Here is a 14915-nt window from a genome sequence, read left to right as displayed (position 1 = left end):
ACATATTGGCCGTTTGGTGTGTCCGTCTATAAATACAGAGAAAAAACCGTAGGTTATGTATCACTTATAGTGAATTACATATAATCTACGGTTTTGTATATTTATCATAGCGTCATATCAAAGCTCTTTTGTAAATGGTAAAATCTAAACGATAATTACTCGTCCCAGTTGTGATATACATCCTGTACATCATCATCTTCATCCAGCAGGTCGAGAGTCTTCTGGATATTCTTGATATCCTCTTCATTTGTCAGTTCTACATATGTCTGTGGAATCATAGTAACCTCGGCGTCTGCCATAGCGATGCCTTCTTCTTCCAATTTCAGGCGGACCGCACTGAAATCTTCCGGTGTGGTAAGAATCTCGAAGCTGTCCTCATTCTCAGTAAAATCTTCAGCGCCTGCATCAAGTGCAACCATCATCAGCTCATCGGCATCCATGCTGCATTCTTCCTTGTCTACAAGAATCTGTCCCTTTTCGTCAAACATAAAGGATACACAGCCAGGTGTTCCGACATTACCGCTTCCTTTTGTGAATGCATTCTTTACATTAGAAGCTGTACGGTTCTTATTATCTGTCAGAGTTCTTACGATGATAGCTGTACCGTTTGGTCCGTAGCCTTCATATGTAATATGCTCGTAGTTGTCCCCTGCACCTTCCCCGGCTGCTTTCTTGATATTTCTGTCAATGGTATCGTTCGGCATGTTGTTGGATTTTGCCTTTGCGATGACATCGCGCAGTCTGCTGTTATTATTAGGATCTGGACCGCCGCCCTCTTTTACTGCTACTGCAAGCTCACGGCCAAGTTTTGTAAATACCTTCCCTTTTGCAGCATCATTTTTTTCTTTCTTATGCTTAATATTCGCAAATTTAGAATGTCCTGACATTTCTAATCTCCTCTTTCCCTTTTCTTATCTCAGATGTAACTGTTCAGAACCCATGAACAGTTATGCCGTGCAGTAAAGTGCACGGCACAGTTTGAACAGTAACAATTTTATCACTCTTTATACAAAATTTCAATTCTTTCTTGACATTCTTTAAGTTTCTTTTCCATCCGCATTCCGGGCACTGCCTAAACGTTTACGTTCTCTGTTATGTAGGAAGTTCCAGACTGATTCGGATAGCATCGTTTACCTTCCTCATTAATCCGCTGTCCACATGACAGACAAACTCTTTGAGCCTTTGTTTATCGATTGTACGGATCTGTTCCAGCAGAATCACGGAATTCTTGACAATGTGATATTTTTCTGCACTGATCTCTATGTGGGTAGGGAGTTTTGCCTTATTCATTCTTGATGTAATTGCCGCACAGATCACGGTCGGGCTGTGTTTATTACCCACGTCATTCTGGATAATCAAAACCGGACGGATGCCTCCCTGTTCTGAACCTACCACCGGACTTAAATCCGCATAATATATATCGCCTCTTTTTATAACCAATTCACTTCACACTCCGATTCTCATACTTTAACCTATGAACATGCGGGTGCACGTAAGTTTAAAAACACGGTGCTTCGCAATGTCATATGGGGATACCTGGCAGTATCAGCTTTCCTGTTCCTTATTTGAAAGCATACTTGAGTATTCCCGACTTTTTCGGATGTATGCAAGTGCACGAATTTTTTCCATACAGTTCAATGCTCTGCATGGACTGACATATCAGGAGAGATACTCTACCTGTTCTACGATCTCTCCGCCCCTCATATAAACACGGGGAATTCTCCTGCCGAGACAGCAGACGAATTCGTAGTTGAACCTTCCGCAGATGCTGCTCAGTTCCTCTACAGGAATGTGTTCCTCACCGTCGTATCCAACCAAAACCACCTGGTCCATAAACTTCACGTCCGGTATGTCTGTCACATCGACCATAAACTGGTCCATGCAGACGCGGCCCAGTATCCGGGCACGTTTTCCACGGATCAGGACGTCCGCCTTGTTGGACAGTCCCCTGGAATAGCCGTCCGCATAACCGACCGGAACGGTCGCAACTTTCATTTTTCTTTCGGCTGTAAACGTTCCCCCGTAACTGATGGAAGTCCCGGCTTCTATCTCCTTGACGAAAATCACGTGGCTGATCAGTTCAAGTGCCGGTTTTAAATCGACCACCTCACGGCACACCTCTTCGGAAGGATACATCCCGTATGTGGATATCCCCGCCCGGACCAGATTATGCTTCATGTCAGGGAAATCTATGATCCCTGCACTGTTGTCACAGTGATAATATGTAATATGGACCCCCTGTGCCTCAAGGGCATTCTTCATCCAAATAAACTTCTCGTGCTGTTCTAACGTGTAGCTCTTATCCGTCTCATCAGCTTTTGCAAAGTGTGTGAATGCACCTTCCAGCTCCACGTAGGGCAGACGGCTGATTTTTTGAATTTTTTTTACACTGTCATGGTCTGGCAGAAAGCCAAGCCGTCCCATCCCAGTGTCTATTTTGATATGGAATCGTGCGGTTTTTCCGAGACGGTCAGCTGCTTTTGCAATCTCTGATGCTGTTTCTTCCATGTAAATTGTGGCACGGATGTCGTATTCCAACATCTCCTCATACTGTTCCGGAAAGATACAGCCAAGAACTAGAACAGGCTTCTTAATCCCAGCCTTTCTTAGTAAAACAGCCTCCTCCAGAGTTGCCGTTGCAAATCCCCAGACATCGTTATTTTCCTCAAGCATTCGGGCAATCGGTACCGCACCGTGTCCATAACCGTCTGCCTTGACAACGGCTATAAGCTGTGCGCCGTCCCCAATCCGCAGTTTCATCTGTTCCATATTATATGCAACTGCATCCAGGTCTACCCTGACAAATACTCTGCTGTATTGTTTCATTTTCCCATACTCTCCTCTGTCTTTTTTGTGCAGGAAGCAATTCCCGCGATCAAATCCTCTGCCAGTACACTGTAAGAACCCTTTGCGGCTTTTGCCTCATCGCCGCCACAGGCATGCAGGTAAACGCCCAGTACAGCCGCCTCATAAGGATCCATATGTTGTGCAAGAAGGCCGGCAATTACCCCCGCAAGGACATCGCCGGAACCGGCTTTTGCCATAGAACTGTTTCCCGCAGTATTTACAAAATTATGTTTTTTCCTCTTAGCCACAACCGTCCTTGCATCTTTCAGGACACACACAACACCATATTTTTCTGTAAAGGCTTTTACCTTTTCAAAACGTTCTTCCTGAAGTTCCGCTACCGAACAGCCGAGAAGGCCGGACATTTCTTTCATATGCGGTGTCAGGATAAGAGGTCTCTCTGTCGTTATCAAGAGTTCGGGATGACAGCTTAATATATTCAGTCCGTCTGCATCAGCCACACAGGGGACCCTGACTTCTTTCAGTGTCGTTTCCAGAATACTTTCTGAAAGCCTGCTCTGCCCCAGACCGCATCCAATACATACCACGTCCGCCCAGCCAAGCAGGTTCTTTAGTTTTTCCTCTTCAAATTCAGTATATGTTGAGATGATGGCTTCGGGGAGTAGCTGCTGCAGAATCACGCGGTTATCCTCTGAGGTATAGATCTGAACAAGTCCCGCCCCGCTTGTATAAGCAGCCTTTGCACTTAAGTAGGCGGCACCGGACATGCCCTTGCTTCCTGTAATCATCAGGACCTTCCCGTAAGTGCCCTTATGGGAGTTCGGTCGTCTGGGCGGCATAAGGTCCGGCAGATCTTTTTTCTCATAGGTATAACAGATATCATTTTCCTTTTCAAATAATCCGCATTGGATACCAATATCAGCCACAACTGTCTTTCCTGCATACATATGCCCGGGATGGAGGATCAGTCCCAGCTTTTCACACTGGAAGGTAACTGTCAAATCTGCCTGAAAAGCACAGCCAAGCACCCTGCCCGTGGCAGAACAGATCCCGGACGGGATGTCTACGGCCACTTTCTGCCCGCTTAAAGCATTCATTTTTACGATAGACTCCAGATAGTCCCCCGTGATTTCTCTATTGAGTCCTACCCCGAAAACTGCATCCACTATAGTAGTATATTCCTGACGGCATACAGTTGTTACCATCGGCACGCCACATTTTTCTGCAATTTCCTTCTGCCTGCGGCAGTCGGCACTCATGGAGGATTCATGGCCCACAAATACGGCCGTAGCATCATATCCTTTTTCTTTCAGCAGCCGGGCAACGGCAAAACCATCCCCGCCATTGTTGCCGGAACCGCAGAATATAAGTGGTTTTTCCAGATTGATTTGTTCCCGCTCCATAGCTTCCACAACTTTTAAGGCGGCCCGCTCCATTAAAACCAGGGACGGCAGGCCAATCTCATTGATGGTAAAGCTGTCCGCTTTCTGCATCCATTCCCCTGTAGGCAGATATCTCATATGCTCTTCCTCCTTGTTTACTTTCAAATTTCCCAAAATACGCCGAAATGAAATGACGTGTAAAAAAGGCACCGCCTTCGTTACACGTCCTGAACGTCTTTGTTAAACTCAAATTTCTACTGTTTACGCTTTGCTGCCGTGTTCCTCATTATAGCTTGTGATATTGTAGGAAAGTTTCATCAGACTATCTGAGAGGTGTACACTCTCTACAATGACATCATCCGGAAGGTTTAGATCCGTATGTGCAAAGTTCCAGATAGCTTTAATTCCATTTGCTACAAGCAGGTCTGCTACTTCTATTGCTTTTGATTTTGGAATCGTAAGCGCTGCAATTTCTATTTCGTTATGTTTTAAAAAGTCTTTTAATTCATCCATCATGCGGACCGGTATGCCGCGGATAGAAACACCTTCGAGTCTCGGATTCACATCGAACAGTCCTTTCAGACTGAAACCACTCTTCTCAAAAGACGCGTAATTCGCAAGTGCCTGCCCGAGATTGCCGGCTCCAATTATAATCATATTATGCTGTCTGTTTAAACCGAGGATCTTCCCGATCTCTGTATAAAGATACTTTACGTTATATCCATAGCCCTGTTGTCCAAAGCCGCCGAAATTATTTAAATCCTGACGGATCTGTGAAGCAGTGACACTCATCTTCTTGCTCAGGTCATTTGACGAAATCCGCTCAACCCCTGCATCCAGTAATTCTCCCAAATATCTGTAATATCTTGGCAGCCTTCCTATTACCGCACGTGATATTTCTCTCTCTTCCACAGTTATCACCCTCCAAACTTAGTCTAGTACATCGTTTTGTAATGATCTATGCTCTTCATAATATGATACATAGGTACTTACAAAACAATGTACCGAATTTTATTATATAGAATTGTGTGGACAAAGTCAATTTTTTAGTTGTATTTTACTTTATTTTCGCTATAATGAAATAAGTATGTATTTCCTTATTACGGCCAAAACGCTGTAAAATAAGGCACACTTAAGATGCAGGAGGTTAATTATGATACTCGCATGTCATAATCTTAATAAATCATTCGGAGACCAGCTGATCGTAAAAGACGGGTCTTTCCATATAGAAGACAGAGAAAAGGCCGCACTTGTCGGCGTAAACGGGGCGGGCAAATCCACCATTTTAAAGATGATCGTGAAGGAAGAGCCCATAGACAGCGGTGAGGTTGTTCTGACAAGGGGGAAGACGCTTGGCTACCTTGCACAGCAGCAGAAGCTGGAAAGCGGACGTTCCATTTATGAGGAGGTCAAGACCGCTAAGGCCGATATTATTGCAATGGAACAGCAAATCCGCACGATCGAACATGAATTGAAGTCATTAAACGGTGAGGAACTTGAGAAGCGGCTGGAAACCTATAACCGCCTTATGTCACAGTTTGAAGCACAGAATGGATATGCCTATGAAAGTGAGATCACCGGCGTCTTAAAAGGTCTTGGTTTTGGTGAAGAAGATTTTAATAAGATGACGGACACCCTTTCTGGCGGGCAGAAAACCCGTGTCTCCCTCGGTAAGCTGCTGCTGACCAAACCGGATATCCTGCTCCTTGATGAACCGACGAACCATCTGGACCTGAATTCCATCACCTGGCTGGAAACCTATCTTCTGAACTACCCGGGTGCTGTTTTTATTGTATCCCATGACCGTTTCTTCCTGAACCGTGTCGTGACAAAGGTAATCGAAGTTGAGAATGGGGCTGTCCGCATGTATGCCGGGAATTACAAGGCGTATGCGGATAAGAAACAGCAGATCCGGGATGCCATGCTCAAAGAATACCTGAACCAGCAGCGTGAAATCAAGCATCAGGAAGCTGTCATTGAAAAGCTCCGCTCCTTCAACCGCGAAAAGTCTATCAAGCGTGCAGAGAGCCGGGAAAAGATGCTGAACAAGATGACGCTTGTGGAAAAGCCACAGGAGCCCGCTAAAGAGATACACTTTTCCCTGGAACCATCCTGCATCAGCGGAAATGATGTTCTGTCCGTGGAAGAATTATCCAAATCTTTCGATCATCAGATCCTGTTCCAGAATATCAGCTTTGATATCAAACGAGGGGAACACGTGGCTGTTATCGGGGACAACGGGACTGGAAAGACAACCCTGCTCAAGATACTCAATCAGGTAGTTTCGCCGGATACCGGGTCATTTACTCTGGGTTCCAAAGTGAAGATAGGCTATTATGACCAGGAACACCATGTACTCCATGACGGAAAGAATATTTTCGATGAAATCTCGGATGATTACCCGACCCTCACGAATACGCAGATACGCAATACACTGGCTGCATTCCAGTTTACCGGGGATGATGTCTACAAGCTTATTGGCGATTTGAGCGGCGGTGAAAAAGGCCGCGTTTCTCTTGCAAAGCTTATGTTGTCCGAGGCGAATTTCCTGATTCTCGATGAGCCGACGAACCATCTGGACATCACATCCAAGGAGATTCTGGAAAAGGCCCTGAATGAATATACGGGCACCGTCCTCTATGTATCACACGACAGGTATTTTATTAACCAGACGGCCGGGCGGATTCTGGAACTTGTCAATCAGACGTTCGTGAACTATATCGGGAATTATGATTATTACCTTGAAAAGAAAGAAGAACTGACTGCGGTTTATGCATCTTCCACCGCCTCCCCGGCATCTGTTTCAGACAATACCGCATCATACGGGGAGGATATCGGATCTGCATCAGATGGGCGTTTAAGCTGGCAGGAACAGAAGGAACAGCAGGCGAAAGAACGTAAACGGCAAAGTGATTTGAAAAAGACCGAGGACAGGATCGCAGTTTTGGAAGAAAGAAATGCCAGGATTGATGAGCTGATGACACATGAGGATGTCTATTCCAACTCTGTGAAATGTCAGGAGCTCGCCGTAGAGAAATCTGGAAATGAAGAAGAGCTGGAACTGCTTTATGAAAAGTGGGAGGAACTGGCCCAATAAAAGAGGAACACCTGACACACGCAAGTGCCGGGTGTTCCTTTTTTGCAGCCCCTTTGGGGGCTGTACATTCTATAGGTGTGCTGCGATTGCTTTGATGAAGTCCTCGCTGTTTAATACTGTAGGATTCTCAATAGTGGTAATCAGGGCCAGATCCTTTGTCATGCTTCCTGCTTCAATCGTGTCAATTGTGGCCTTTTCCAGTCTGTCTGCAAATTCCATCAGCTCTTTGTTCCCGTCCAGTTCACCGCGTTTTCTGAGTGCGCCTGTCCATGCAAAAATAGTGGCAACAGAATTTGTGGAAGTCTCCTCCCCTTTCAGGTGTTTGTAATAGTGGCGCTGAACAGTTCCGTGGGCAGCCTCGTATTCAAAGTATCCTTCCGGAGATACAAGTACGGATGTCATCATTGCGAGGGAGCCGAATGCAGAGGATACCATATCACTCATAACATCACCGTCATAATTCTTGCAGGCCCAGATATAACCGCCTTCTGATTTCATAACGCGGGCAACCGCATCATCGATGAGGGTATAGAAATATTCGATCCCCGCAGCCTTGAATTTATCATCAAATTCAGCATCATAAATTTCCTGGAAAATATCCTTGAAGGTGTGGTCATATTTCTTTGAGATCGTATCCTTTGTTGCAAACCACAAATCCTGCTTTGTATCCAGTGCATAGCTAAAGCAGCTTCTTGCAAAGCTTTCGATGGACTGGTTCAGGTTATGCATTCCCTGCACGATACCCGGTCCGGCAAAGTTATGTACCAGCTCTTTTGTCTGTGTCCCGTCTTCGGCAGTATAGACTAATTCTACTTTTCCTGCACCCGGAATCTTCATCTCTGATCCTTTATACACGTCACCGTATGCATGTCTTGCAATAGTGATTGGCTTCTTCCAGTTTCTGACACACGGTTCGATTCCTTTAACAACAATCGGAGCACGGAAAACGGTTCCATCGAGGATTGCCCTGATTGTACCGTTCGGGCTCTTCCACATTTCTTTCAGGTCGTACTCATCCATACGTGCGGCATTCGGAGTGATTGTTGCACACTTTACGGCTACTTTATATTTCTTCGTCGCATTGGCAGAATCAATGGTTACCTGATCGTCTGTCTCGTTTCTGTGTTCCAGTCCCAGGTCATAGTATTCTGTGTTGAGTTCAATGTATGGTTCAAGAAGATTGTCTTTGATCATCTTCCAGAGGATACGTGTCATTTCGTCCCCATCCATCTCAACTATAGGTGTCGTCATCTTAATCTTTTCCATCTTATCTGTCTCCTCCTAAAATTTCTTCGTAACCTTGTTTCTTCAGGTTCTGTATGACATGCAGAATGTGCTCGTTAGCGAGCTGCTCTGCAAGGTCTGCATCTTTGTCACGAATTGCACGTAAAAGCTGCTTGTGTTCCCGGATCGACTTGCGGGCGCGTTCTTCTGCCACAACAGATGTCTTTCGTGCCAGCTGTACATATTTGTGGAAATCCAGTAATACATGGCTTAATATACGGCTGTCGGATGCCTCATAGAGAATCGCATGGAACTTACCGTCCAGCTCTGCCATCTGTTCTGCACTGCCGCCCCCTTCTCTTTTCATATGGAATTCAGAAAGAAGCATAATCTCATCAAGTTCATCTAACTGTTCGTCCGTAATATTTTCTGTTGCCCATCTGGCACAGAGTCCTTCCAGCATGGAACGGATCATGTAGATATCACTGACGTCCTTCGGTGAAATGCCCGTTACATATGCCCCCTTATTGGGAATGATGGAAACAAGCCCTTCCAGCTCCAGCTGTCTTAAAGCCTCCCGCACGGGTGTCCTGCTGACCCCTAATTCTTTCCCAATCGTGTTCTCCCTTAATTCATCGTGTTCCTTATATTTTCCTTTCAGAATATCATCCCGGATTCTTTGAAACACGCGGCTGCTTAAGGAATTGTCCTGATAATCTCCCATTTTGTTTTTATGTCCTCCCAGGTCAGAGTGTTATATGCAGTTCACTGCATACACTGTCTATTTTGGCAATTAATTCTTCATCTGTCAAGACCGTAACCCGACCTTCTTCATATTCTTTGTCGACCCACTGTTTTATTTCTTTCACAATTTGCGAATTTTTATCGACCTGACGGTCACCCGAAAGTTTATAATAAGCATTGATCCAGTATGCAATCCCTGCAGCGCCGGATGTGTTGGAAACCGAAACAAGCGCCGGCCGGTTCAGGTATTTTTCAGTATCGAAAATATTATAAATTTCTTCATTCTTCAGCATACCGTCTGCATGGATTCCCGCACGTGTAACATTGAAGTTCCTTCCAACAAATGGTGTTCTCGAAGGAACACGGTAGCCAAGTTCTTTCTCGTAATATTCGGCCAGCTCAGTAATCACTGTTGTATCCATCCCGTCCAGTGTCCCGCGCAGCTGTGCATATTCAAATACCATTGCCTCCAGCGGTGTATTTCCGGTGCGCTCCCCGATTCCGAACAGGGAACAATTCACGCCGGATGCCCCGTACAGCCATGCCGTTGTAGAGTTGTTGACCGCTTTGTAGAAATCGTTATGGCCGTGGAATTCGATCAGTTCACTCGGAACCCCGGCATGAGTCATTAATCCATAGATGATTCCCGGTACAGACCGCGGTATAACGGCACCCGGAAAATTCACTCCGTATCCCATCGTATCACAGGCACGGATTTTCACCGGAATCTGATATTCTTCCATCAGCTTCATCAGTTCCAGACAGAACGGGATCACAAACCCGTAAATGTCAGATCTGGTGATATCTTCCAGATGGCATCTCGGCCGTACTCCCGTCTCCATACATTCCCTGACTACAGAAAGATAATGTTCCAGCGCTTCTCTCCTTGTCATCTTGAGCTTGTAAAAGATATGATAATCGGAACAGCTTACGAGGATCCCTGTTTCCTTCAGCCCAATATCCTTAACAAGCTGGAAATCCTTCTTGCTTGCCCGGATCCAGCTTGTCACTTCCGGAAACTGATATCCCTTTTCCAGACATTTATAAACAGCATCCCTGTCCTTCTTGCTGTACAGGAAGAACTCGCTCTGTCTGATCTTTCCCTTATGGCCTCCGAGTTTATGTAAATAATCAAAAATCGTCACGATCTGTTCTGTCGTATAAGGAGCCCTTGACTGCTGACCGTCACGGAAAGTCGTATCTGTAATCCAAATCTCGTCCGGCATATTATGCGGCACGATCCTGTCATTGAAAGCGATCTTCGGAATCTCGTCATAATGAAACAAATTCCGGAAAACATTCGGAGTATCCACATCCACCAGCGGATACATATGTTCTTCCAGTTCCAGCAAATTCGTATGCTTGTTTAAAAATACCTTCCTGTTCTCCATTTTTAAATACCTCCTGGTCTAATCAAACTGCTTTATTCACAAAGGCAATGAGCCCTCGATACATATTGTATATTTGCATCCTTGTATAATTGTATACAATCTTCTTTTTCCTGTCAATAAAAAAGTGAAGAAAATGGAGAATTTTTACTACAAAAAAAGGAAGCACCCGGAAAGAACTGCCTGATTATTAAAAATCAAACGTCTCCTTCCGGTACCTCCTGCCTTATTGGAAGTGTCTGGCTGTGCAGTTTACTTTCCTGTACACTACAGGATTACACGCACCTTCAGAACACCCTCGATCCTGCTTAATTCCTCTTCTACTTCTTTGCTGACATCTCCATCGATATCCATCATAGTATAGGCATATTCTTTCCTGCTCTTGTTTGCCATCAGGGAAATATTCATGTCTGCCTTTGCAAGAAGAGCGGTAAACTGTCCCAGCATGTTCGGTTTGTTATGGTGGAGGATCGTGATTCTGGAGCCGCCTTCTTTTTTACCCATATCGCAGTCCGGATAATTTACAGAATGTGTGATATTGCCGTTCTCCAGATAATCGATGGTCTCCTTGACAGCCATCTTTGCACAGTTATCTTCCGACTCCTCTGTGGACGCGCCAAGGTGCGGGATTACAATTGCACCCTTTACCCCTGCGACCTCCGGTGTCGGAAAGTCTGTTACATAGCCCTTTACCCTTCCGGATACAAGTGCATCTACCATATCCTCGCCATTTACAAGAAGGTCTCTTGCAAAGTTCAGGATGACCACATTTTTCTTCATCAGGCTGATTGTATCTTTGTTGATCATGCCCTTCGTATCATCCAGCGCCGGAACATGGATGGTAATGTAATCACATTCTTTATAGAGCTCATCGACCGTTTTTGCGTGGTGAATACTTCTTGAAAGCTTCCATGCGGCATCTACAGACACATACGGGTCATATCCGTATACATCCATCCCCAGATGTGTTGCAGCATTGGCAACAAGGACACCAATTGCCCCGAGTCCGATTACACCGAGTTTTTTGCCTTCCAGCTCTGTCCCTGCAAAAGCTTTTTTCTTCTTTTCTGTTATTTTTGCGATATCGCCGTCTTCTTCATTTTCCTGTACCCAGTTAATTCCGCCGATGATATCACGCGCTGCAAGCAGCATACCTGCAATCACAAGTTCCTTTACACCGTTTGCATTTGCGCCCGGTGTATTGAAAACGACAATCCCCTTCTCTGCACATTTTTCGAGAGGAATGTTGTTGACCCCGGCTCCTGCACGGGCTATCACCTTCAGATTCCCACTGAATTCCATCTCATGCATAGATGCACTCCTTACGAGTATCGCATCTGCCTCCTCAGGCTTTTCGGTTTTTACATAACTTTCATCAAATTTCTCCAGTCCTACATGAGCGATTGGATTCAGACAATTATACTTATACATCTTACAGATTCTCCTCCTCGAACTTCTTCATAAATGCAACGAGTGCTTCCACTCCTTCATATGGCATGGCATTATAAATACTTGCGCGCATTCCACCCACGCTTCTGTGACCTTTCAGGTTCTCAAGGCCTGCCGCTTTCGCCTCCTTCACAAACCTGGCATCCAAATCAGCATCTCCTGTCACAAACGGGACGTTCATCAGGGAGCGGTCTTTCTTCTCTACCGTGCCTTTAAACAGTCTGCTCTGGTCGAGGAAATCATACAGAAGGGCTGCTTTCTTTTCATTGCGTTCCTTCATAGCTTCCAGGCCGCCCATAGCCTTCAGCCATTTAAATACTTTTCCACAGATATAGATTCCATATGCCGGCGGAGTGTTATAGAGGGACTTCGCATCTGCGTGTGTCTTATATGTAAGCATTGTCGGTGTGCCCGGCAGTACATCCTCTGTAATCAGGTCTTCACGGATAATGACAATAACCATACCGGCCGGCCCGATATTTTTCTGGACTCCGCCATAGATAATTCCATATTTTGTGACATCAACAGGCTCTGATAAAAAGCAGGAAGATACATCTGCAACAAGAGTCTTACCCTTTGTATTCGGAAGCTCTTTGAATTTTGTTCCATAGATCGTATTATTCTCACAGATGTAAACATAATCTGCATCTTCTGAAACAGGAAGATCTGAGCAGTCCGGGATATAAGAAAATGTCTTGTCTTCTGAAGAAGCGATTTTATTGACTTTCCCGTATTTTGCGGCCTCACTGGCAGCCTTCTTTGCCCACTGGCCCGTCACAATATAATCTGCGACCCTGTTCTTCATCAGGTTCATCGGGATCATGGCAAACTGCTGGGAAGCACCGCCCTGAAGGAACAGCACCTTATAGTTGTCAGGAATATTCATAAGTTCCCTGAGATCAGCCTCGGCTGTACCTATAATTTCCTCGAAAGCCTTTGAGCGATGACTCATTTCCATTACCGACATTCCGGTCCCGTTGTAATCTAACATTTCTTCTGCTGCTGACTTTAATACTTCCTCCGGTAATACTGCCGGTCCTGCTGAAAAATTGTACACTCTACCCATTTCTAATTTCCTCCTGAACATATTTATCAAATCCAACATCCCGGCATGTACATGCACGGCGGGATATGTTTAACGGTGGTTCATATCGTTCTCGTCAAAAGCCTCACTGATTGCGGCTCCCGGTGCTACCATAGGCCATACTTTATCGTCTGAATCAATCTGGCAGTCGATCACGATTGGTTTTTTCAATTCCATTGCTTTTGCAAAAGCTTCTTTAAACTCATCCTGTGTTGTCACACGGATGCCCTCTGCACCCATAGCCTCTGCAAGCTTCACGAAATCTACGGCGTCGTTCAGCACAGTTGCGGAGTAACGCTGTTCGTAGAACAGATTCTGCCACTGGCGCACCATTCCGAGGACATGGTTATTAATCACGACCTGGATAACAGGAATCTGGTATCTGGCTGCCGTAGCAATCTCATTCATATTCATGCGGAAACAACCGTCCCCTGCAATATTTACAACGAGCTTATCCGGGCACCCCATCTTAGCGCCGAGTGAAGCGCCGAGTCCATAACCCATCGTGCCAAGGCCCCCTGATGTCAGGAAGGTGCGCGGTTTTGTATATTTATAAAATTGTGCGGCCCACATCTGGTGCTGGCCTACCTCTGTAACAATGAGGGCGTCACCCTTTGTCTGCCTGTAAATTTCTTCTACGACAAAAGGTCCTGTCAGCATATCTGTATGATAACTGAGCGGATATTTCTCTTTATATTCCTGAATCTTCTTCATCCAGTCCGGGTGGGACTGCTGTGTCAGTTTCGCATTTACCCTGCTTAAGACTTCCTTTAAGTCTCCGACAACGCCGTCAGTGATAATGACATTCTTATTCATCTCGGCCGCGTCGATATCAAACTGGAGAATCTTCGCGTTTTTAGCAAACTTCTTTGTATTTCCCGTGACACGGTCACTGAACCTGGCCCCGATTACGATCAGCAGGTCACATTCACTGACCCCGTAATTGGACGTCTTCGTACCGTGCATGCCAAGCATGCCTGTGTACCGCTCATCGGTTCCCGGAAATGCGCCTTTTCCCATAAGGGAATCTGTAACAGGTGCATCTGCTTTGTCTACAAACTCTTTCAGTTCTTCGCTGGCACCGGAAAGTACGGCACCGCCGCCGACAAAGATGAACGGCCTCTTTGCCCTGCTGATCAGGGAGACAGCCGTATCAACGTCCTTCTCACAGATATCTTCTGCATCCATAGGCTGTACAGGCTTAATTTCTACCGGTTTGTAATCTGCCTTATTACTGGTTACATCCTTTGGTATATCGATCAGGACAGGTCCCGGCCTTCCGGTCTGGGCTATCTTAAACGCCTTGCGTATGGTCTCTGCCAGTTTGCTTACATCTTTTACAATATAGTTATGCTTTGTAATAGGCATGGTGATCCCGGCAATATCGATTTCCTGAAAACTGTCTTTACCAAGAAGTGATACCCCTACGTTACAGGTAATTGCCACAACAGGTATGGAATCCATATAAGCAGTCGCAATCCCTGTGACCAGATTCGTAGCCCCCGGTCCACTGGTGGCAAAGCACACACCGACTTTTCCCGTGGCTCTTGCGTATCCATCTGCCGCATGTGCAGCTCCCTGCTCATGGGATGTCAGGATATGCCTGATTTCATCACTATGTTTATATAATGCATCATATACATTCAAAATTGCTCCGCCCGGATACCCAAAAACAGTATCCACGCCCTGCTCTTTTAAACATTCGATTACAATCTCTGCTCCATTTAAATGCATGGTCA

General features: G+C 45.6%; 12 protein-coding genes. 1 reads left to right on the top strand and 11 read right to left on the bottom strand.

The genetic code is table 11. The annotated features are described in order from the left end of the window. Positions 1–155 precede the first annotated feature (155 nt). The 5 genes from ABIN22_RS19680 to ABIN22_RS19660 form a co-directional block, all read right to left on the bottom strand. Positions 156–887, bottom strand: coding sequence for a YebC/PmpR family DNA-binding transcriptional regulator (locus ABIN22_RS19680; RefSeq protein ID WP_109730429.1), 732 nt, complete (start codon positions 885–887; stop codon positions 156–158). 205 nt (positions 888–1092) lie between these two features. Next, positions 1093–1440, bottom strand: a complete 348-nt coding sequence (locus ABIN22_RS19675; protein WP_109730430.1) for a type II toxin-antitoxin system PemK/MazF family toxin — start codon at positions 1438–1440, stop codon at positions 1093–1095. A gap of 219 nt (positions 1441–1659) precedes the next feature. Beyond that, on the bottom strand, positions 1660–2826 hold the full coding sequence (gene alr, locus ABIN22_RS19670; protein WP_118618876.1) for an alanine racemase: 1167 nt from the start codon (positions 2824–2826) through the stop codon (positions 1660–1662). Further along, the gene (locus tag ABIN22_RS19665; RefSeq protein ID WP_118618878.1) at positions 2823–4328 is read right to left on the bottom strand and encodes an NAD(P)H-hydrate dehydratase; all 1506 of its coding nucleotides are present in this window, start codon (positions 4326–4328) and stop codon (positions 2823–2825) included. The genes alr and ABIN22_RS19665 overlap by 4 nt, the downstream gene beginning before the upstream one ends. Before the next feature lie 123 nt (positions 4329–4451). After that, the gene (locus tag ABIN22_RS19660) at positions 4452–5102 is read right to left on the bottom strand and encodes a redox-sensing transcriptional repressor Rex (RefSeq protein ID WP_109730433.1); all 651 of its coding nucleotides are present in this window, start codon (positions 5100–5102) and stop codon (positions 4452–4454) included. A gap of 241 nt (positions 5103–5343) precedes the next feature. Here ABIN22_RS19660 and ABIN22_RS19655 point away from each other — a divergent pair, with 241 nt between their 5' ends. Further along, positions 5344–7287 (top strand): ABC-F family ATP-binding cassette domain-containing protein, encoded by a 1944-nt coding sequence (locus ABIN22_RS19655; protein ID WP_346910683.1) that lies wholly within the window; start codon positions 5344–5346, stop codon positions 7285–7287. 69 nt (positions 7288–7356) lie between these two features. Here ABIN22_RS19655 and ABIN22_RS19650 read toward each other — a convergent pair whose 3' ends face one another. From ABIN22_RS19650 to ilvB, 6 genes are all read right to left on the bottom strand, one after another. Further along, positions 7357–8553: an NADP-dependent isocitrate dehydrogenase gene (locus ABIN22_RS19650; RefSeq protein WP_109730435.1), complete on the bottom strand. Its 1197-nt coding sequence runs from the start codon at positions 8551–8553 to the stop codon at positions 7357–7359. 1 nt (position 8554) lies between these two features. After that, a complete protein-coding gene (locus tag ABIN22_RS19645; RefSeq protein ID WP_109730436.1) occupies positions 8555–9235 on the bottom strand; it encodes a GntR family transcriptional regulator in 681 nt (226 codons plus the stop codon). A gap of 22 nt (positions 9236–9257) precedes the next feature. After that, positions 9258–10646, bottom strand: a complete 1389-nt coding sequence (locus ABIN22_RS19640; RefSeq protein ID WP_118618882.1) for a hydroxymethylglutaryl-CoA lyase-like TIM-barrel protein — start codon at positions 10644–10646, stop codon at positions 9258–9260. A gap of 264 nt (positions 10647–10910) precedes the next feature. After that, the gene (locus tag ABIN22_RS19635) at positions 10911–12074 is read right to left on the bottom strand and encodes a phosphoglycerate dehydrogenase (RefSeq protein WP_109730438.1); all 1164 of its coding nucleotides are present in this window, start codon (positions 12072–12074) and stop codon (positions 10911–10913) included. A 1-nt stretch (position 12075) separates the two neighbouring features. Beyond that, the gene (gene serC, locus ABIN22_RS19630; protein WP_118618884.1) at positions 12076–13158 is read right to left on the bottom strand and encodes a 3-phosphoserine/phosphohydroxythreonine transaminase; all 1083 of its coding nucleotides are present in this window, start codon (positions 13156–13158) and stop codon (positions 12076–12078) included. A gap of 69 nt (positions 13159–13227) precedes the next feature. Continuing rightward, positions 13228–14910, bottom strand: a complete 1683-nt coding sequence (gene ilvB, locus ABIN22_RS19625; RefSeq protein WP_346910680.1) for a biosynthetic-type acetolactate synthase large subunit — start codon at positions 14908–14910, stop codon at positions 13228–13230. Positions 14911–14915 lie beyond the last annotated feature (5 nt).

Source organism: Faecalicatena orotica, from assembly GCF_905197545.1.
In the GTDB taxonomy this organism is placed as follows: Bacteria; Bacillota; Clostridia; order Lachnospirales; family Lachnospiraceae; genus Faecalicatena_A; species Faecalicatena_A orotica.
The sequence above is the reverse complement of the archived record's forward strand: the minus strand, read 5'-3'. Positions and strand labels throughout refer to the sequence as shown.

Excerpts from the sequence above, each read along its gene's own strand:
- ABIN22_RS19680 (WP_109730429.1), bottom strand. The coding sequence starts at position 887 with ATGTCAGGACATTCTAAATTTGCGAATATTAAGCATAAGAAAGAAAAA.
- alr (WP_118618876.1), bottom strand. The coding sequence starts at position 2,826 with ATGAAACAATACAGCAGAGTATTTGTCAGGGTAGACCTGGATGCAGTT.
- ABIN22_RS19665 (WP_118618878.1), bottom strand. The coding sequence starts at position 4,328 with ATGAGATATCTGCCTACAGGGGAATGGATGCAGAAAGCGGACAGCTTT.
- ABIN22_RS19655 (WP_346910683.1), top strand. The coding sequence starts at position 5,344 with ATGATACTCGCATGTCATAATCTTAATAAATCATTCGGAGACCAGCTG.
- ABIN22_RS19650 (WP_109730435.1), bottom strand. The coding sequence starts at position 8,553 with ATGGAAAAGATTAAGATGACGACACCTATAGTTGAGATGGATGGGGAC.
- ABIN22_RS19645 (WP_109730436.1), bottom strand. The coding sequence starts at position 9,235 with ATGGGAGATTATCAGGACAATTCCTTAAGCAGCCGCGTGTTTCAAAGA.
- ABIN22_RS19640 (WP_118618882.1), bottom strand. The coding sequence starts at position 10,646 with ATGGAGAACAGGAAGGTATTTTTAAACAAGCATACGAATTTGCTGGAA.
- ABIN22_RS19635 (WP_109730438.1), bottom strand. The coding sequence starts at position 12,074 with ATGTATAAGTATAATTGTCTGAATCCAATCGCTCATGTAGGACTGGAG.
- serC (WP_118618884.1), bottom strand. The coding sequence starts at position 13,158 with ATGGGTAGAGTGTACAATTTTTCAGCAGGACCGGCAGTATTACCGGAG.
- ilvB (WP_346910680.1), bottom strand. The coding sequence starts at position 14,910 with ATGCATTTAAATGGAGCAGAGATTGTAATCGAATGTTTAAAAGAGCAG.